At 49.4% G+C, this 20,041-nt stretch carries 15 protein-coding genes; 11 read left to right on the top strand and 4 right to left on the bottom strand.

From position 1 onward, the window contains the following. Positions 1-159 precede the first annotated feature (159 nt). The 6 genes from AC3WRD_RS07855 (at position 160) to AC3WRD_RS07830 (ending at position 7,789) form a co-directional block, all read left to right on the top strand. Positions 160-1,755 (top strand): SAVED domain-containing protein, encoded by a 1,596-nt coding sequence (locus AC3WRD_RS07855; protein ID WP_102619894.1) that lies wholly within the window; start codon positions 160-162, stop codon positions 1,753-1,755. Positions 1,756-1,806: 51 nt separating this feature from the next. Further along, on the top strand, positions 1,807-2,973 hold the full coding sequence (locus AC3WRD_RS07850; protein WP_102619895.1) for a nucleotidyltransferase domain-containing protein: 1,167 nt from the start codon (positions 1,807-1,809) through the stop codon (positions 2,971-2,973). 5 nt (positions 2,974-2,978) lie between these two features. After that, complete coding sequence (locus AC3WRD_RS07845; RefSeq protein WP_102619896.1) at positions 2,979-3,617, top strand: hypothetical protein; 639 nt, start codon at positions 2,979-2,981, stop codon at positions 3,615-3,617. 248 nt (positions 3,618-3,865) lie between these two features. Then, on the top strand, positions 3,866-4,501 hold the full coding sequence (locus AC3WRD_RS07840; protein WP_102619897.1) for a hypothetical protein: 636 nt from the start codon (positions 3,866-3,868) through the stop codon (positions 4,499-4,501). A 75-nt stretch (positions 4,502-4,576) separates the two neighbouring features. Next, positions 4,577-5,539 carry a hypothetical protein gene (locus tag AC3WRD_RS07835; protein ID WP_102619898.1) on the top strand — a complete coding sequence of 321 codons (963 nt, stop codon included), beginning with the start codon at positions 4,577-4,579 and terminating at the stop codon, positions 5,537-5,539. A 114-nt stretch (positions 5,540-5,653) separates the two neighbouring features. Further along, positions 5,654-7,789, top strand: coding sequence for a hypothetical protein (locus tag AC3WRD_RS07830; RefSeq protein WP_102619899.1), 2,136 nt, complete (start codon positions 5,654-5,656; stop codon positions 7,787-7,789). Positions 7,790-8,266: 477 nt separating this feature from the next. Here the strand turns inward: AC3WRD_RS07830 and AC3WRD_RS07825 are convergent, their stop codons facing one another. Next, positions 8,267-8,548: a helix-turn-helix domain-containing protein gene (locus tag AC3WRD_RS07825; RefSeq protein ID WP_102619900.1), complete on the bottom strand. Its 282-nt coding sequence runs from the start codon at positions 8,546-8,548 to the stop codon at positions 8,267-8,269. Between the two features lie 85 nt (positions 8,549-8,633). Between AC3WRD_RS07825 and AC3WRD_RS07820 the strand changes: the two genes are divergently transcribed. Beyond that, a complete protein-coding gene (locus AC3WRD_RS07820; protein WP_102619901.1) occupies positions 8,634-9,077 on the top strand; it encodes a hypothetical protein in 444 nt (147 codons plus the stop codon). Between the two features lie 514 nt (positions 9,078-9,591). On the opposite strand, the gene AC3WRD_RS07815 is transcribed toward AC3WRD_RS07820, so the two are convergent. The 3 genes from AC3WRD_RS07815 to AC3WRD_RS07805 form a co-directional block, all read right to left on the bottom strand. Further along, complete coding sequence (locus tag AC3WRD_RS07815; protein WP_102619903.1) at positions 9,592-11,706, bottom strand: hypothetical protein; 2,115 nt, start codon at positions 11,704-11,706, stop codon at positions 9,592-9,594. Next, positions 11,693-13,078: a tyrosine-type recombinase/integrase gene (locus tag AC3WRD_RS07810; protein ID WP_256580578.1), complete on the bottom strand. Its 1,386-nt coding sequence runs from the start codon at positions 13,076-13,078 to the stop codon at positions 11,693-11,695. The genes AC3WRD_RS07815 and AC3WRD_RS07810 overlap by 14 nt, the downstream gene beginning before the upstream one ends. 146 nt (positions 13,079-13,224) lie before the next feature. Further along, complete coding sequence (locus tag AC3WRD_RS07805) at positions 13,225-14,478, bottom strand: tyrosine-type recombinase/integrase (RefSeq protein ID WP_102619905.1); 1,254 nt, start codon at positions 14,476-14,478, stop codon at positions 13,225-13,227. A gap of 732 nt (positions 14,479-15,210) precedes the next feature. Here AC3WRD_RS07805 and AC3WRD_RS07800 point away from each other — a divergent pair. The 4 genes from AC3WRD_RS07800 to AC3WRD_RS07785 all read left to right on the top strand — a co-directional run bounded on the left by AC3WRD_RS07800 (position 15,211) and on the right by AC3WRD_RS07785 (position 20,016). Continuing rightward, positions 15,211-17,115 carry a TnsB C-terminal domain-containing protein gene (locus tag AC3WRD_RS07800; protein ID WP_102619906.1) on the top strand — a complete coding sequence of 635 codons (1,905 nt, stop codon included), beginning with the start codon at positions 15,211-15,213 and terminating at the stop codon, positions 17,113-17,115. 212 nt (positions 17,116-17,327) lie between these two features. After that, entirely contained in the window at positions 17,328-18,230 is a 903-nt protein-coding gene (locus AC3WRD_RS07795; RefSeq protein ID WP_256580566.1) for a TniB family NTP-binding protein, read from the top strand. Continuing rightward, positions 18,231-19,022: a P-loop NTPase family protein gene (locus tag AC3WRD_RS07790; protein WP_102619907.1), complete on the top strand. Its 792-nt coding sequence runs from the start codon at positions 18,231-18,233 to the stop codon at positions 19,020-19,022. Beyond that, positions 19,015-20,016, top strand: coding sequence for a TniQ family protein (locus AC3WRD_RS07785; RefSeq protein ID WP_146013079.1), 1,002 nt, complete (start codon positions 19,015-19,017; stop codon positions 20,014-20,016). Before AC3WRD_RS07790 ends, AC3WRD_RS07785 begins: the two co-directional genes overlap by 8 nt. Positions 20,017-20,041 lie beyond the last annotated feature (25 nt).

The raw sequence follows: 20,041 nt of genomic DNA, 5'->3' as shown, positions 1-20,041 counted from the left end.
TTTTCTTGGCATGTGACCGATGCCTAAGCCATCCATATGTATATGTTGTGCTAGTTTTTTATTTTTTTGATAGCGATTTGAAGCAAGACAATGAGCAGGGGAGGCGACTGAATTCTTTGCTACATATCACGGATGCATAATCGTGCGCTGGAGTAAGCGATGGCGGTAGTGTTGGATGCACTGTATGACCAAGACCTCAAGGTCAGGCTGGAGGCATGGCAGCAATCGGTGGGTTGCCGAGTCATCATGACCTACGACCCTGATGGCTGGAGGTTTGCCGTTCTTCTAATTGATGGTGACTCGGGCGAGCCTAAAGAGGCTGCTACGGGAGACTTGGGGGCGCTTTCAAAGGAGTTCATGTTTGAGTGGATCGCCACGCCGCGCGCCTCCTTGGTGGTGCAATTGGAACTCATGGCGATTAAAGCCCAACCCATCGTCGCAATGAATGTCACCGAGTTCGTAGAAGCTGTTCTGGATTCTTCGGTGGCAAAAGCAACGAAGACTGCGCTCAACCATTTTTTGAAAACCCGGGATTCCTTACTTGCAGACGTCAAGCGGCCAGCTTTGCCGGATCCTGTAGTGAATTGGGTGTACGCAAGGTCAGGTGGGATCTGCGAATTTGAAGGTTGTGACCAGGAGCTGTTCAAGGATAGCCGTGACCACTATGGGTACTACGGTTATCTCGCCCACATAGTTGCCGCCAAGCCTAAAGGGCCGAGAGGGGATGAAAAGCTGTCGAGCGCGCTCGCACAGTCCCCGGCAAACATTATGCTTTGCTGCGACATCCATCATCGCCTCATCGATAAGGTTGAACCTGACAGCTATCCGCGCGAGCGCTTGGAGGCAATGGTTGCCACCAGGATCAGTTGGCGGAGTAATCAGGCCAAGACGCTTGCCTACCCGACTGTACATGCCCTGGCTTTCATCGGCGACATTGCAGGGCGCACAAGTGGTTTTTCCCAGCACGACGCCCGAAAAGCACTGTTTGAAGCTCAGCTAATGCCTTCCAGTGAGCGTGTGGCCGAGTTTCTTTTGCGTGATTCTCAAGGTGGGAACGATGTCGACGACCCAGGCTACTGGTCAGCCTTCCTCCGAACTTTCCAGAGCCAGATTCGACTCGTTCACGATTCGGTTCGGGGGCACGGCGCCTTTGGTAGCCAGGCAGAGGAGTTGGCAATTTTTCCATTAGGGAATATGCCCGCGATGTTGCTCGGGGGCTGGTTGATCAGCGAAGCCCGTCGGGTTGAGCTATTCAGCTTCCGCCGCAATCCCGGAACCTGGGTGCGTTCGCAAGATGACAATCCACCCGTGACATTCGCGTGGTCGAAACCGGGACGAAAGGTGGTGGCTGGAGCCAAGGTGCTGATCACGCTGGAGATCACCGCAGAAGTTACTGATGCCGCTCTCAATGAAGAATTGCGCTCGATGCCACGCGTTCGGATCACGCCATCTGCGCACGGCTTTGACGTCGTTGCGCCATCAGCAGCCATGGAGCGTTACCGTGCGGCTTGCCAAGAAGCGTGGGCATACGCCGTGGACGTCCTTAAAGCCTCAGAGGTGTCCATTTGCGCGATAGCCCCCGCTGCTGCCGTATTCGCGTTCGGCATGAAGCTACAGTCTAGACTGCATCCCCGAATCCACATGTACCAAATGGCCCGTCAAAAACCTCCCTTTTTGGCTTTCAGTCTTGAGCGTCACAGAATCATCGGCCCACACGAGCCTCCACACAACGAACTGATTCTGGATGCTTTCTAACGGCGCGAGCAGCGCCCTTCAACTCACTCGATCGGGTAAAGGAGACTCAACGTGGACAATGAAGAACGTACTTTGGCAGCTGTGGTCGAGGCGATTGCGCTTCCTCATGCGGCTTACGACAAAGCTAGACGTCGCTATGAATCGCTAGGCGAATGGTTCGCACGGCCCGAGTCTACGCTGGCACTGAATGACCCTCACATTTATGTGCAAGGGTCGTTCGCACTTGGAACTGCGATCAAGCCGTGGCTTGAAGGCGAGAGCTACGACTTGGATCTCTCCTGCAAACTGCGGGAAGGGATCCACCGGTCGACGCACACACAGGCCGAACTAAAAAATTTGGTCGGTATTGAGCTTGAGGGATATAGGGAGGCTCTACAGATCCAGGAGCCGCTAGAGGAAAAAAACCGCTGTTGGAGGCTTTACTACCAGGATGGTATGAGTTTTCACATGGATGTCGTTCCTGGCGTACCGGTAGATGAATCCCGAAGAATGGCTCTTAGCGCCGCGATGGAGAGCTATGGATTTCAGCAGGTACTCGCCACAGACGTCGCGGAGCTCGCCGCATACATCACTGATATCCGCGACACCAGCTACGAGTTGATCTCTCAAGACTGGCTGCTGAGCAACCCCGAAGGATACGCAAAGTGGTTCGAATCTAAGTCTGAGCCTCTCGGGTTAAGACTTTCGGCGGAAGCTGCTCAAGTCGATGACGTGCCGTACCATGAGCATATAACCCACTTGCAGCGAGCTATTCAGCTCCTCAAGCGCCACCGCGACGTCATGTATCAAGACAGCCCCGACTCAAAACCAATCTCCGTCATCATCACGACACTTGCAGCCGAGGCTTACGAATCACCCGCGAGCTTGAGTCAGGCGTTAGCGACTTGCCTTATGGCCTTGAAGCGTTTTGTAGATTCGGATTCGGACACCGTGCCGAACCCAGTTAACCCGGTAGAAAATTTCGCAGATCGCTGGTTTACGCCCGAGGGGAGGGAGCTCCAGCTGAAAGAAAACTTTTATCGCTGGGTCAGACAAGCCCTGCGTGACTTCAATGCAATTGGAAAGCTGGACGCCAAGACGCTAGTCGAACACATCAAGGAAGTCTTTGACGTGACGATTTCTTCAACTCAACTCGAAACGGGACTTTCCGTTGCTACGTTGTATCTTCCGACAATTGACGTTTCTCAACCACCGAGCCCTTGGAGCTGCTGGGATTGAAAGATATGGAGCAGGCCATCGAGGCCTTTCTAGACGCTTTCCCGACAATTCGCTGTCGACCGACTGCGCTAGGTGTGGTTTCACTGGCGGGTCGGTTCCCTTTTTCGGCGAAGTCCGAGGAATACCCGCACCTGACAGATGAGTACCGTATTCGTATCGATATCACAGAACCGCTCGATCGTGGTCTGCCACTCATCTATGAAACGGCTGGCCGAATCCCTCAATTAGCCGAATATCACGTTAACCCGGGCGGATCGCTGTGCTTGGGATCACTGCTAAGAGTGAGGCTCGCATTGGGCGCCGAGCTGACGTTATGCCGTTTTGTTGAAAAATGTCTAGTTCCTTTCTTATATACGCAATCCCTACGGGAAAAGGGTATTGCGAGCTTTCCTTTTGGGGAACTGGCACATGGATCTCCGGGATTGATAGACGACTACCTTCAGATCTTTGGGGTATCTGATCGGAACATCCTGCGTGCTTTGATGGAGTTGATGTCCTTTGATCGGGGCACGGCAGACGAGCATCCTTGTCCATGTGGATGCGGTCGCAAGTTTGCGGATTGCCAGCTGTACACACATGCTCATAAGGCTGTAGGTACATTGACCGCCTTTGATTTGAGGTGTGCGTACGAAGAGATCTGGTAAAGCCTGTTAATCACGTCTTGCGTGGTACACCTTCCGTCGTTAAAGAGTGAATCGCCCCGGGTTTCGTAGACACCTCCATGCTTTAAAATGAGGCCAATCAAGAGGTGCCATGAGCAACCCGCGTTACCCGGAAGAGTTCAATCAAGTGACTGAAAAGAAGCTACCTGTCGCTGATGTAGCGGCCCGTCTTATTTCGGTTATCACTGCCCCGACACGCCACGTGTCTTCATGCTAAATAAGGAGCGACAATGGAAATGGAGAAACTGGTTTGGGTAGATGATGAAGCGACGGCAGTCCTTGGTGAATTGGGTACTGAGTCGGTAACTGTCTATCGATTCTTATCTGAGCGCTTCAAGACTTACGATCCTGCTCAAGATGAACTGTTCCAGTTCGTTTTTCGGTCATTCTATCGGCTGGACAGTGCGGGGCTCACCGCGGCTTTCAAGAAACGTTTTTTTGAACTGATGAGTTCTGCAAGGCTGGAGGGGAGGGCCGATGTCGGCGCGATTACCACGGAACTGAGGGACTATCCAAATCTGAAAGGGCAGCTGTCACTCCAATTTTCCTTCGCCACCAAACTCGCTGCGACCATATCGCCACACCTACCTATCTATGATTCAGAAGTGGCCTCGATTTTCGGTTTCCGGGCACCGCACCACAACAAAATGTTTGAAGCGCGCCTGGACGCGAACCTTAGTTTTTATTCAAAACTGCAGACCATCTATGGACGGATCATAGAGGACGATTCGCTCAGATTGGTGAGAACTCAGTTTCGATCAAAATTTGGCTGCGCTGAGAGTGAGGTTTCTGAGCATAAAGCTCTGGATTTCATACTCTGGGCAGCGGGGAAGCATAAGCGGCGTAAATCAAAGAATTTCCAGTAATACACCGGCACGCCGCTTACGCAGAGCCGGACTTTAAATCTATTATCATTATAGAAGCAGGGAATTAAAGCTTATATGGATGAAATATATTTCAATGCTCACTTGACTCAGTCAATATTTTTCAAGCCTGAGCAGCTGTACGACAAAAACAGAAAAATTCTAAAAAATCTTGAGCACATTGAAAAAGGTAATATTTATTTTATAGCTGAAAGAGGAAAGATTCGTGTTGACCCCAAGAAAATAAAGTTATCAAGCAAAGGAAGATTGCGAATTGATTTTAGACTGTGCGATGGAGAAGTGATAAGGGAGACGATTGATGCGGCACCGCTATTTATTGATTTGGGAGAAATGTTCAAAAAAACTTATATCGATACAGGAACGCTCCAAAAGCACATGAGGTCTGTCGAAGATATAGATGACTATAAGCGATTGCTAGCTGAACCTGGGGAGCTACCAATAATTGGTTTGTCGTTGATTCCAGAAAAGCAGACAAAAAAGAATGTCGCATTAAGACTTTACACTCCTGACGGGCAAGCTAATGATGCTATAATTCCGATTCACAGCATCATATCCGCATATGGAATTGTTGCAAGGGACTACCCTAGAATTGCTTATATAGGAAAATCATCATCACTCGTGGACAGAATATATAAGCATGAAAAAATACAACAGGCTCTAGCGGAGCTGGATGATGATTCCGATATTTACTTGTACGCATTTCAATTTGACAGTGACAAAATAATCAGAAAAAATCTGCCTGACGGAAGCATGCACTTAGAGCGTAATTACACTAGCGATGTATCTGCTGAGGACGCGATTTCTCTTGTGGAAATGAGCCTAATAAATTACTTTAAACCAACTCTCAATATTGACTATGTGGATGCCGAGATCCCTAGCAATGAAATATTTAAAAGAGCTCTAAGCAAAAACTATACTCATCTTGTTGTGGAGGCAATTCATGATACTGGTAGCTTCTGGAAGTTTGGCACTGAGCACATGCCAGCATCAACGAGCCATACTATCAAGTACGATGTATAAATGGCCAGGAAGTTATTGGAGTTAATTGTCCCGGTGCCGCGCGGCACGCACCGGCTAGCAGCATGATTGAAATCCCGCCAAGATTTTGGCCGAAAACACATTCGGAAATGTATTTTGAATTTTTCAAGTCAGGGGCAATCGTACAAATTTGCGGATAGTTCTCAAGTCCATAAAGAATTACCCCAAGAATGGCCCGATCATCTTCACGCAGAGGCAGCGGTCAAACCAGTCGAACGCGTACTTCATCGCGGTGAGTTTCTGCTCGACTTCGCCAGGATGCCGGCGGCTACTTTCGAACAGTTCTGTTGGTCGCTGCTGACCAAGGAGCAATCGCTGCATGGCTGTCAAAGGCTCGGTAAAAATGGAGCGGAGCAGGGCGGTATTGATCTTTTTGCTTATGATGAACGCTTTATCGACAAGCTTAATGTGTACGAGTGCAAGGCTTGGAAGAAATTCGATTCGACACGACTAACCGAGGCAATTGATCGATTTCTTCAAGGTCAATGGAAGAAAGATACTCGATCATTTACGCTTATTTTGGCACAAGAGGACCTTGGCGAGCCTCTGGCAAGACGTTGGGATATCGAAAGAAAACGCTTAAGGCAATGTGGAGTTGAAGGTGAACTTTGGACGGCTCACCACCTGACACAGAAAACCCAGTCTTATCCGGATCTGCTATCAAAGTTTTTTCCAGGGGCGCACGTCGAGACGTTCGGCAATTTGTGGATGGAACGTAGCGGGTTTCTCGATGCTGTCTCAAAAGCAGTCTTCGATCCCAGGGAGCGAGTCGCACAGAAGGCCAGAGAGTTTATTGAAAAATCGGGCTGGCTACTCGACAGCATTTCGGGTGGCAGTAACCTACCGGCTGGATCGACAATACCCTCCGCCCATCGAATCACAGGGGAGTTGTCTTTTTCCATAGACGCGTTCCGGAAAGTCAGTCATACCGGCCGGCATTGGTTTTATAGTGGGCCATGGTTCTCAGTTAGTGTGTTCCTGCCTGACCAAATATCTTCCAAAGCATCCGCCGCTTTTGACTTCCACCAAGAGGATTTAAAGGGAGTCACGATTACGGTGAGTCACGATTGGCTCCTGAAGTGCTTTCTTTTTGCAGCAGGGGCGCCCCTGTCGAGCAAAGCTCGTACCTTCATCATTGGAAAGATGCCAGGCGAGCCCAACCAGTACCTGATCGACCTACCTAATTGCCGGCTGACTCTCCAAGAAGAGATTGTCCAAGAACTAGCCGATATATCTGATCTCTTAACCAATGTCATGCGCGATGCGCTAAAGGCCATCGAAAGCAATTGGTCAGCTGTAGATTTTCCATTTTTAGATTGGAGTGGGTCGCATAGAGTTGTCATTGCTTCCATACGTGAAGATGTCTGGAGAGAGATCGGACGATTCACCGAGGAGCACGATTATGCGAATGGCTCTACACCTTGGCACATATTCGACGGCCATGCGGAGTTTCTTAAACCGTGCCATCAGTCTGCTACTGCAGAATTCGACGCCGGTTATCACTGTTTAATTAGCGCTTCAAAAGAGGAGGAGTTTACGTCCGGTAACAGGGTTAAGCTGCTATGGGCGCCGGATGATCTCACGTACAGATCCCCTTCGCCGAAAGGATGGTGGCCTTGTGAGTTCACTTTACGCTGGTTGAATGAAACATTGCTTCCCGAGGTAAAGCAACGGGTGTTTAGGCGTGAGTTTGGCTCCTGGTGGAAGCGATTTCTGCATTCCAAACAAGCAGAGGAGTTCTCAAGGCACCTAGATAATATCTTCGTCGCACGGGATGCTAGGGAGCCATCACTTCTAGATAATGGTCGTTGGTACACTGACATACTGCGTGGGGTAGAAGCCTTACAGTATTTCTTTACATCTGCTTCGATCGGGGCTGCAGGGCCCTACATTTGCCAGCAAGATGTGGAAAACCTATACAGGGCCATCGCCATAGTCGCGGTCCGAAAGCGTGGCTTTCCAGCATATGTGGCTTCGTCCTTAAGCTTAGACGATCGCCCAGACGATCATGCCCAGCTCATTGAAATGATTCATCATCACGTCGATTCTGGGCGTGTCGTTTCTAACTGCCATGTCGTCGATTATGCATTTCGCGCGATGCTCGAATTGCTCGATGAATCCGACTCCTGTGGTAGCACTAATGATCAAGAAACAATCATGAATTGGCTGCTGCCTTTCGCACGCTTGCGGGACGACGGCCTACTGGTCAGCCGCCACACTAAACGGACATGAACCTGCGCCGAGAACCAAAAGGAAGCGTGAGCATGTCAGTTGGCACGAGGGCTATAGGCAATAACTGCGGTAGATATGATCATCAACGTTGGTAATCCACGGTACGGGGCTGACACCGACGATCGACACGGTAGCGCTGTTGTTCAAAGAGGCAGAAATCGTACTTTCGCCTATCGTGCGAACTCTGGTGGGGGAATGCGTTGACGGCGTGATCCAGCAGGTTTTCTCATCACCTCTTTCAAACGCTCAGCAGGTCCTTCTAACTCAGACGGTGACGCAAGGCTGACAGCAAGCATTAACGCATCACGACGTTTCTGTTTACCTTCCAAAATCTCAGAGAGGTTACTTTCCAGCTGAACTGGGTGCTTCATCGCTGCTGACCTCGATCTTCGGATCAAATTGGATGCTAGCACAAGCCTTACAACCCACAGTCTTCCGTTGATCCCCTTTGCTTATGAAACGTGATTCATAAGATGTTCATTTCATCCCGCTTGGCAGTTCCGTTCGAATTCGAGAAAACAGCTCGTCGAGGGATTTCGGATTGTCTTGAAGCAGATAACAGCCTACGAGTATGGTCAGCGGATGAACGTTCATTACAGTTGCCAGCTCGTCTACCTTCTCGATCGTAGGGCTTTTCAGACCGCGCTCGAGGGTGCTGAGATAGGTACGACTACTGACGTCGGAGAAATCTTCCTGGGAAAGCTTTCTCTCCGATCTCAGCTTTTTCAGGGCCGCGCCAAATGCCTGTTTCAGTTCCATATTGCCGACCTCGCAAAAGGAACGATGAAGCCTTCGCGAGCCCTATAGGGCTACAATCTATAGTGTTCACTTTTGGGATGGCGCTATGTTCATCACTTACAAACCAGCAGAAATTTTCCTCGGCGCATACCTGGGTGATGACTCTACCCAGTACTGGCAGTACGTTGAGCAGACCACTCATTGTCCCTGGTTTTACGTCAGAGTAGGTCGACAACAAGGCAGTGAAGCGTTGACTAGCATGGTTATGCTTCCCTGCATTTCAGCGCTTGAGCAGTTACTTACTGAACAAGGAGCAGACATCTGGCTGTTGGATGTACAGTTGATTTCCCCGGCTTATCTGAACGGAAGTGATGGGTGGAAGATGGAGAGGCTACTAGAGTTGCGCGAGACGATGGATGACATGAGTGCGGGGGCGGCCTACGTGTATAGCTTGGAGGGAGGGCATATTTACACTGAAGACTTGGGATCTGGCAGGTCCAATTTGCAACGTCCTCGTATCATTTTTTCAGCCGCATCTGCATATCGGTGAGCGTGAGCCCAATACACTCGAACGTTTAACGACACCTTCCGATGCGCTAGCGGTTTCGCGGCCACTTTTCTTACCCGCCCACCCGCTGCGTCGGCCGACAGCGATGCCACTTACCGCTTTCGTAATGGATTCAGTATGTTCTCAACATCCAACCCTTTCAGCAGGCAGTTATGCGCAATCGCCGACAGTGCTTCATAGAGCTGGTCTCGCTGCTTTATCAAGTCAGAATTCTCTGCCTGCAGATTAGCAATACGCTCTTCGAGGGTTCTTCGGCGGCGGGCACCGTCTGGATCTCTGCCACTCTCCTTGAGTTGTGCGATACGGGCGGACTCGATTCGTCTCCCGCGGTCCCCCACTAAGGTAGCTCGGCTAGTCAGGCCCAATCGCCGCTGCACTTCGGGGCGTGAAATAGGCGCGAGCTCCAGTCCTAAGCTAATCATTTGAGCGAGGAGGGCGTCGATAGCCTCGTCCAAGGTGCCGCCCCTCAAGATCTGTCGTTTCGCCATGGTCGCCTCTAATCATCCGAAACCGAACTGTGCCGTTTGTCCGTGTCCGCAACCGTCATTGGATGCCCGTTGGGAAACACGCGTTGCACACCTCCATTGGTATCGCGTGCGAGGACAGATTTTAAATTGTTGAGCTTGTCTTCCTGGTCCGCCAGCCATACATCGCTGCCTGCCTCTCCAGCGCCAGCATCGCGCATGATAGTAATTGCGGTCGTCAGATTCTCGGCTTGTCTCTCAAGGTTGGCCCGCTCCGATGGAGTGCCCATCAGATGGAGATGCGAGCAGCCATTCCAGCATTGAAGATGCTTAGGGCAGGGCGCTTGGGAGAAATCGTGAATGCAACCTCCGAAGGGGGTCACGTGCAGAGCCGTGGCGTGTACGGTGAGGAATGCTTCTGCAGTGGTCGTGCCTTTATCTGACAGCAACGCATGGTAACTGTCGGTCAACGCGCCCTGAATGCGTTTATCTCTTATGCCTGTATGCAGAAAATCGATGCGCTCGTGATGGCTATTGAACGCCAAGAACTCATGATGCGCAGCAGTGTTTTCCTCAATGCTCGTGTGTTGGTAGTAGACATTCTGGTCGAAGCGTTTTCGCCCTAAGGCTAATGCTTGCTGAACATCACTCATGCCGGTCAGATGATAAATAGTGTTTCGCCAGTGTCGGGGTTGGTGGCTTGTTAGCCTAATCGGAGTGCCATCGGATTCGGTTAGTAAACGACGCGAAAAAATGGACGCATATTTTTCATCGTCACCTAACGCGTGATTAATATCCACGATGCTGACCCGACGCGGGACCGCACGAAACACATTTGCCTCACGTCCACCGAAACGAAATTGCCCGTCGAAAGCGATGGCAAGCGTTTCGCTGGTTCTAAGTACGATACGAGCCTCTCCCCCGACATTTTCTGTTAGTACCGCGTGCCCACGGAGCTTCGGGACGATCAGTCTTTCAATCTCCCCCGCGACGTAGCGTCGCTTTAACGACCTTCCTCGTTTCTCATCGGGCTCATTGTCAAACGGATGGACGCCGTTGCGTGTGAGGAAAAGGTATAGATTTCTGTTTGCACTCCTTGTTTCGCTAAAACCTAGCCAATCCAAGACCATTGCATCGGAGATCACCGACTGAGGAGGGTAGCTCCAAATACGTCCCGGGTGGAGTTCTTGCCAAGCGGCAATCTCTCGCTGCTCTTCGGTTAGCGTCTTCAATCTCTCTACCGCTCGCCTGGCTAAAGGAACGTCGCTTTCAGCCAACCAATGAACACGGGATTGAAATTGCTTTTCCGCGAAGTATCTAATTCCGCATTCGACCAGAGGCTTACCATTGGCATCTACAACGACCTCTCCTGTGCTCCCTTTGATCGGCCTCTCGACCCAACAATCATAGGGAATGACTGCTACTTCGTTACCTCGCTGTCCAGTCGCAATCAATAAATCGATCACGCGCAGCAAAATTTCTTCGCCGTCACTGAGCGGGTTGTTCGAACATAGGGCATATGCTTCCATCGCCTCACGAGAAGGCAATCTATCATCAGATTTACGCTGTTTTACCGCACGATCAGGATCGTGCAATGAGATGTACTCGTGGCGGCGTTTCTCTGGTTTTGCATCATGTACGAAGTGGATGGCGGTCTCGGTTAATTGCAGTTTATCGATCGTATCCGCTATTACCTGAAGATGAGAGATCGCGTCGTAAAGGTTCTTGTAGCCACTCACGCGGAGAAATTCTACGACGCGGTCAAAATCACCCCGCGTCAACTGTGTAGGGTCGGATACGCGTCGTTCAAACAACGGATTGTAAAGCCGGCGTACGGCAATATTGTAGGCCGCGACCATCGAAAACTTCAGGCTTCGGGTGCGTTGAAGATATACGATTAATGCCTTGCAAAAATCCTGGAAATCCAAGGGGAGGGCAGCTTTAGGAGGAACAGAATAGCCATTCTTTTCAAGCGACTGTCGGTGAGTTTCAAAGGTTATGGTCTGTTGCTTTAAGCGCTGCGGCAGCCAATGCTCGACCGACCATAGCGTTAGCTCCCAAGGGGTTGGAATCGGTAATGACTGAAAAATCACTTGTTCCTGTTTAATGAGACCTTCGAGATTCAGCCTTGCTCTAGACGGCGTCATCTGCGGCACCCTCCGTGCGCTGCCGGCAGCGTTCGATGGTAGCGCTTACTGCCAGGATGGTTGTTTGATGCTGTGCGAGAGGCCGGTTGTGAATGAGGTCTCCGGCTTGTTCTGCCATGTCAATGAACCGCTGAGCTTCTCGTTGCAGCGCCTCTTTCACTTGCTCGTGCCGGCCGTCAGCAAAGGGGTGAAATTTTTTGCAGGTGTAGCAGGCATAGACGGGATTGTAGGGGCAGTGCGTATGAACTGGGAGGGCGCATGCACCGATGTCTCCGATGTACTGTGTATCGATCACGCCACGGATAGCTCTTTCGGCAGCGGTATCGCGGCGTTGCACGACTTCTCCGGTCAAGAGACTGCGCATAATGCGTTGATAGGCGAGACTCTTGCCGAGTGCTTTCTCTTTGATCCGTGCAATGTTGGGGGTTGCCGTGACGTAAGCTCGCGCCGCAACCGTGCTGTTGTGGCCAAGCAGTTCGGCAATCATGTCTGCCGGAGTTCCCTGGTCCGCCAGACCTTGACCGAGATGATGTCGGAGCAACCTGGTTACCTGGTTAGGCTTGTCTATCCCAGCCTCACTCAGTTCATGCTTAAGTCCTGTTATGATTTCAGTTACAGACAGCCGTCTTCCGTTAGAATTTACAAATAAGGGTTCACAGTTGCTACCAAAGCGGCGTTGAATTTCCAAGATATGCTGTGAGATCTTATCCCCCAGCCTAGTTGTTACTTTGCGTGGCCGTCGCTCAGGCCTGCGTTGGCCGACCTTTTTGGCCATAGGTAGCCATAGGGTGTAATATTTATCCTTATCCGTGCTTTCAACAAACTCAAAGTCTGAAATTTCAAGAGAATGAAATTGAATCGAGCGTGGTGCAAGTTCAAAGCCCAAATGAAGCACTATATTGAACTGGACTTCCTCCCACGATTCCGATGAAATATTTCGTTCAATACGCTTGAGCAATCGAACTTCTTCCTCAAGATCTAAACCCGTTTGTGAGAGAAAAATTCGCGAGTATGGATCTACACGATCTAATTTTACATCCTTGATTTTAAGATAGGTGATTGAATCAAAACCTTTAATTCCTCTATCAAGTCCCCAGCGATAAAGCCTGCGGAACCCGATAAGATTATGCCTAGAGCGTTTGAATCCATCTAAATGGGCGATTAAATTTTGATGATCCCAAGGAAAGTGACGGGCGAGGTTGGTGCCTGACAAATAGACAAGAGACCTTACAAACATGAACGCTGTCTGGGGAGCATACTTCTCCAACGCGTATGCCATAAAGCCTTTGGCTATTTCATTAAACTCTGGAGTTAAGTCAAGCTCGGCCCAATCAATTTTCAGTGCGACTCCACCGTCGTACCATGTCCACACATTCAACCGGGTATCGACGTAGCGTGGCTGGTCATTCGTACGTGTTCGAATGGCAACTTGAGCCGGGCCCTGAAACACATAAGCAGCTAAGGAAGAGGCGGGTGAAGGGTGACCTCGACCGGCGGATTTAGATACAGCAAACCTCCTTAATTTTCACGGCGGCTCCAGGCTGACGAGGCTCGCTCGGCGTTATGGCGATTGGCCGACTCTGCTAGATAACGACTTGCATAACGTCGTGGCATGGTCGAGGCATCGGACCAGCCACAGACCCGCCGGAGTTCATCCGTAGCCCGCTCCAAATCATAACCGCGTGTTTCGACCAGATAGGCCAGGAAACGGTCTGCGAAGGTGTGGCGAAAGTCATGCGCAGAGAGTGTAGGCAACAACCCTGGATGAGCCAGTTCAATGGTCAGAAATAGCCGATCGAGGACGTTAGACAGTGCGCGAATCGACAACGGGCGGCCTCGGTCAGAGATGAACAAATAGCGATACAGCAATTTCATCGGTTTTCCGTCACGCGGTGGGCGTCGCTCGCTCTGGATATAGCGCTCGTAGACCTCATACAACTGTGTGGAGATACCTACGGTCCGCCCGTGTGTTTTCAGTGCAGGCTCTTCAGCGCGCGGATCTTCTGGGTCATGTTCGCGGTCATTGATGCTGAGATAAGCATGCTGAGAACCTTGATTGATATCCGTGGCGTAGAGCTTCAGAAGCTCTCCACGGCGGATACCAGTCTCCAGCATCAATTCAATCATTAACCAATTGCGCAACTGCAGTCGTTCCGGAAACGGATTCTCCACAGCGCCCGGGATAATCAATGTGCGAATGATCTGGAGTTGCGGATCTGTCAGGCTGCGGTAACGAGCGCGGTCGGGACGAACATTGATGATATGGCTCTCAAAGCGTCGTTCTATGACGTCAGCGACATCTGCAAATACCACCTCAATGTTAGCCTGGATGGTCGAGCCCTGACGGGCGCGCGGGATGTAACGGGTGACACACCAGGAAAGATACCGCTTCAGCAACCGCAGGTACTGGTCACGGGTGCGCGGATCAATCTGTGGAAAAGGTGCCGTTGTAGCTTTGCCGATTCGGGCGACAAGATTATCGGATGAACGACCGCTTTGGAGCCAGATGGCGTAACCGTCTAATAAAGACAGAATCGCCTCAAAGTGGCAGGCCAAGATGGCCTCATCGATATCCAGATCTCGGCTTTTGGCATAGGCGTAGAAAGCCTGGATTGCACGTAGGTGCGCTGCAGCAGTGTTGCAAGCGCAGTACCTTAGCTTGAGTTGGACGTAGATGAACGGAACAAGCTTGGGCAATGGCGCCGCATCTCCGATCTGCACAAGCAACGGTACACGCTGACCAGAAAAGTAACGGCACTGAATCAGTTTCATCGGCAGCCACCCTCATTCATTGTTTCGCCATGAACACGAAGCACATGGCCCGTTAAGAGAGTGGACTGTGACCTTCGCGATTTTTGGACACAATCTGAGGGCCGCGCAATCCAAGGCCTCCAGCATTTCAGTTTGCTTTCTGGACACATTTTTTAGGATTGAGTCCAGTTTAATTGCAACTTTTCCGAGGGAAGTGTCCAGATTATTCGTTACTTTTTCTGTCTGTGTCCAGAAAAGTGTCTGATCTGGATCATGAAAGGATTATGTCTTGAAATAGTGCAAATTCAGGCAATGAACCCTTGTTTTCTTCAAAAAATTCGCATTTTTTTATGATGATGCGCGATAAAAATAAACTGCAACTTACGTTTTTATTATAAAAAACTCGTCAATATATAGTTAATTATTGCACTTCTTAGGTGGTTGCGCTTTTTATTGTCATGCTGCCATCTCTCTCAAACTCCCGCCAGATAAGGTCGGTGACTAATTTAACGTAGATTACAAGGGGCGAGCAATATATGTATATTTACGTCAATATATTAATAAATAGCACTGTTTCTGTCTAGAGTGAGGCTATTGACCGGGAGTCCCTAAAAAGTGAGACTGTTCCAGCTTTCGCAATATCGCTCTTTAAAAATCAACAAGTGATAATCACCACCTACAACTAACGGAAGGGTGCGAATAGACTTAGGGAAACCTCAAATATTGGCTGCCCGCTAGAAATAGGTAGGCGAAATGAGTAGCAAAACTCAATCTCCAGCGGTAAATAAGAAACGTTCATCGTCCTCTGGTAGTTCAAGTTATAGTGGAACTACGACGAAGGCGGCGGAACTGAATGTTAACAGTTCGAAGCACAGTGTGACTCGATACGAACTTGCAAGTGAGCGAATACCTACCATCAAGCTGTATCTTGCCGGTGATCTAACCGCCAAAGAAGCAGCTCAGTTCATAGGTATCAAAGTCTCCGGGTTTCACAAAATCATCCGGAGGGTGCGAGCACATGGAGGTGATCTAAGCGCGGTGACGGCTGGCGCCCCAGGGCGACGAAACACGCCGTTGGAGTTTGGCGCTGAGATGGAACAATTGATCGTGGATGCGGTAAGCGCCTATCGGGGAAAAGCAGCAACGATTGAGAAGGTTTGGGTGACAGCTCAGGTACTCGCAGATGAAAGAGGGCTGAAAAGGCCCAGCTACCACGCTGTGCGACGAAGGCTGAGGGCTAAGGGTAAACGCTTTCTGACGCAGATGCGCCTAGGCAAAACCGAGGCGGCTGATATTCTCGAAGCACGGCCAGGCTACAAAGTTACAACGCGTCCCTTGGAGTGGGTTCAGATCGACCACACACGTGTAGATCTGATCGTCGTAGACGAGAAAGACCGCAAGGTGATCGATCGTCCTTGGGTGAGCTTCGCCATTTGCATCCATACGCGCGCCATCGTGGGCTTCTACCTCTCCTTGCTCCCACCAAACGGAGTAACGGTGGCTATGCTGATCGAGAACATCGTCCTCCCGAAAACCAGCATGTTGGCAAGCCTTGGACTAGATGAGCACATTTGGCCAATGTATGGCATACCTGATGTCATACATGCAGATAACGCGGCGGAGTTTCGCTCCGAAGTGTTGAAGGCGAATCTTAAAAGATTTGGCGTTAGAGTTGAACACCGTGATGTTGGAAAAAAACATCAGGGAGGCCACATTGAGCGTTTGATCGGCACGATGATGAGCTCCCATATTCATTTCTTAAGAGGGACTACTTATTCGAATACACAGCAACGCGGCGATGAGGATAGTGAAGGCAGGGCTTCCTTTACAATTTCAGCGCTCAGGAAATTTTTCGTATGCGCTATACATGCTTATAACAATCGTAAACATAGTGCTATCAAAATGTTCCCTTCTACAAAGTGGAATGAGCACTTTGCACATCATGCTCCACCGCGTCAGATCGACGAGTCATATTATCAAAACTTCAGGTATGTGCTCTTTCCGGAAAAGCCAAAGCTAATTCGTAACGGCGGAATTGAGATGCATAGTAGATTCTATTATGCCCCATGCCTGCAATATAAGATTCGTGATGAGTTGATTGTTAAGTTTGATCCTAATGATTTTTCATATGTCTACGTAGATCTTAATGAGGATGGAAAGTATGTAAAAATTCCGGAGTGTAAGAACGTGGCAGGGCGAGGCTCTGACTACGCTACTTATAGAGTAGAGAGGCAGCAGAGAGGTGAGCGGGATGGAACGTATTCTTATGAAGGTACCGCCTCGCTAGCGCTAGGTGAGGCAATTGCCCAGGAAGAATACCGCAAGACAGCTAAAAGTAAGCGGCAAGCGGCTAAAGCGGCTGGCAAACGTGATCAAAAGCAATACGCCGAATCCTTGGCTGCGCAGGCTGAGTGTGTGATCCCTAGTGAAGCAGTTCTGGTCGATCAAATGGATCATCTTGGTTCAGAGGCGATTCCGGCGATTGATAAAAAGCCTACTAAGCAGAAAAAGGCTCAGGAAAAATCGAGTCGACAAGGGCGCGCTCGCTTGAGAGGCATTGAGGGAGCACGAGCGGTTACAGAACAGCACTGGAGGGGATTTTTGAAGAACAATTTGGCTGAGGAAATTGATTTCGATGTGCCTCCAACAATTTACTGAATGTTATTTCTCACGCTGGTTAAATAACTGGCACGAGTATTTGGCATGACAGCAACGGTGGTTATCACTTGAGTGTATTTGCTTCAGAATTCGCTGAGAGTAAAAAGCGCATATAGAACTTAGAGATTCGGATCGTGAGTTTATAAGCAGAGGCCTTTGTGCGCCAATAGAAAGGCAAAATAAGAATTTCGTAAATAATCTTGGAGATAATGATGGATCTTTCTCACGTGCACGATAGCTGCCACCATCTGTTTGAATTGAGTGATCCGGAGCGAGCACGAGCTTGCCTGAAAGACTTTTTCATCCCACATCCTTCTGCGGAGCGCCTTTTCAAGAAGATGGACATGATCATGTCCATGCCAAGGAAAGTCGTTGCACCTTGTCTGTTGTGCCTGGGGCAAGGAGGGGCAGGGAAAACTACGACGGTAGAGGAGCTTCAGCGCAGGAATGCTACGTCGTTAAACCGCATCGTCTTCGTCACGATGCACCAGAACGCAGATAACTTGGGCTTGAAAGAGCTAATTCTTGCGGAGATGGGCTTAGATACGAGTCGCAGGGCTAGACAGAGCAGGCGAATAAGCCCAGAGCTTCAATACATTATCAAGTCTGAAAACATCAAAGCTATTGTAATTGACGAAGTACACGACGCTCTTACGCTTTCTCCGTTTCAACGCAAGATAAACCTTTCCTTGCTGAAAAATCTTTCCGGCACGACGTATGGATTGTCAGTGTTTGCCTTTGGTGTTCCGGATGCAGCTCGTTTCTTGAGGGAGGATCCGCAGTTGGCGAGACACTATGCGGTTCATAACTTAGAGTCTTGGGAGAATGGGCAAGATTTCCGAAATTTTGTTTTCAGCTATATTCATCGGCTACCGCTAAAAAAACCAACGGATTTTCGTGATCAGAATCTGTGTTTGGCGATCATCGAAAAGTCGTTGGGTATCACCGATAACATCGTGAAGATTCTGCAGGCTTCAGCATGGGCGGCAATTGCTGATGGTTCAGAACGTATCACGTTGAACCATATCATGGAAGTGGAAGAAATTATGGCACAAGAACTGGGCCTAAGTCTGCAAGGCTTGGAACAAGTGAGGATGGACAAGGAGCGCGAATAAATGAATCCATCTCAAGCTATCAAGGTGGCTCGAGAAGTACTGGAGGGCGATTTTGCCCTTCATTATTTTTCAGATGAACATTTGAATCTCATGCAGCGCCTAGAGGAATCGCTCCGATCACCTAAAGGCGAGGTGATACTACTGCAAGGTAGCGCAGGTTGTGGCATTACCACTTTGTTAAGGAGGCTACAGACGCAGTACCCGACAGCCACACTCATGCTCAAAGGGGACATTTATATCGGTTACTGGGATTTCGTCGATCACCTCTGCGATGCGTTCAACATCCGACGTGGAGACTACCGAAAAAAGCTTCTTCCAGCGCATTTGCTTAGGGTGCTCTCGCTGACTAAACGCAAGGCACTACTGATAGACGACCTTGATATCTACATTTCTAATGAGGATGAGCTCGGCCAAGTGTTCAGCACAATCAGAAGTCTGTCAGCTAAAGTACCCGAATTTACAGCTGTGCTTTCAACACGAAACAAGCAACTTATTAATCGATTTTTTAAGTACTCGCAAGCAAATTGGTGGAGCCACAGTATACAACAACGGATCTCGCTTGAAGAATATTACGATTTCGCTAATCGTCTATGGGAGGGGCTTAATGAGAGATACTCGTTGGACGTGGTGATAGCGAATCTTGAATCCCTAGAACCTCGCAATAGCTTGAATCTCCAAGATGTAAACAGAGAACTTCGACTGCATTATGTCGAGCGATTTTTGCTGCAGTACGGTGCTATGGGTTTACTGAGTAATTTAAACGATCTCAATGAGTATGAGTCCTATGTTTAATCATTCCTCACTTCCTGAACCCTATCCTGACGAAGCTTTGTCGTCATGGATGTATCGTGTCCGCGAAACGTTCCCTGAGCCGGAAATCCGAGCGTTACGCGAGATGAGTGGCCATGAGCGAGAGTCCTCACCTTTCGCAGCTTATTACGCAAAGGTTCTTGATAGCAGAGGCAAAGACCTAGACTTCCGTTTTGAAAACCCAGAGATCGTTGCGTTTATGAATGCTTATGATCTATCTCTTGAATGGATCAAAAGTGCTTTCTCACCGGCTTGTACGCAGACAATTCCGATATGGTTTCGCTCAGATTACTGCCTGCAATGCATGGAAGAATCGATCGCCGAAGTCGGCTTCCCGGTTTATCTTAAAAGTTGGCGATTGACTCTCAAACCTTTTTGCCAGAAACATGGGAGCGTACTTTATAGCACAGATATTTCATTGCATTGCTCGATGGATTTTGCTACGAGCATTTTTGAATATGACTGCGCTAGGTCGCATGAATTAGACCGTATGTCTAAATGGCTTGCGAAAGACTCTGATGTTCAGGCTCTGGGCAAGATGGTCGCTGATCGTATTGACTCAATATTGAGCAAGGTTGAAAGTGCTGTAGTGCACAGTAAACTATTAAGCTTTATTATGACTCTTTTGCGCGTGACGCTTATGCGAAAAAACTGGGGTAATTATACATCGGTTATAAAATTCACAGTTCCGTCCAGTAAAAAACTTGAGAGCGTTAATGAGTTGCCGTTATTTTACCAGCTTCCGTATTGTGTAACCGGCATGGCGCGTGCCCGATCATTTTATCTGATAGGGCTGCTGTTAGGCTGGATTGATGAGGAGCAGGCTCAAAATGCGAAGCAGAGGGATGACTTTTATTTGGCAACTTCGGCCTCCGATATCTGGCGGCGGGTTGCGGACATGTCTCGAGTTCACACCTTGCTGCAGCTATTTAGTACGGATCTATTAGGGGTGTCAACGCTAACTGGTTGGGAGTAGTTTTGGATGTTTAAATGTATTCTTC

This window comes from Pseudomonas sp. FW215-R2 (genome assembly GCF_058789255.1).
Note: the sequence above shows the minus strand (reverse complement) of the source record. Positions and strands in the feature narration are given on the sequence as shown.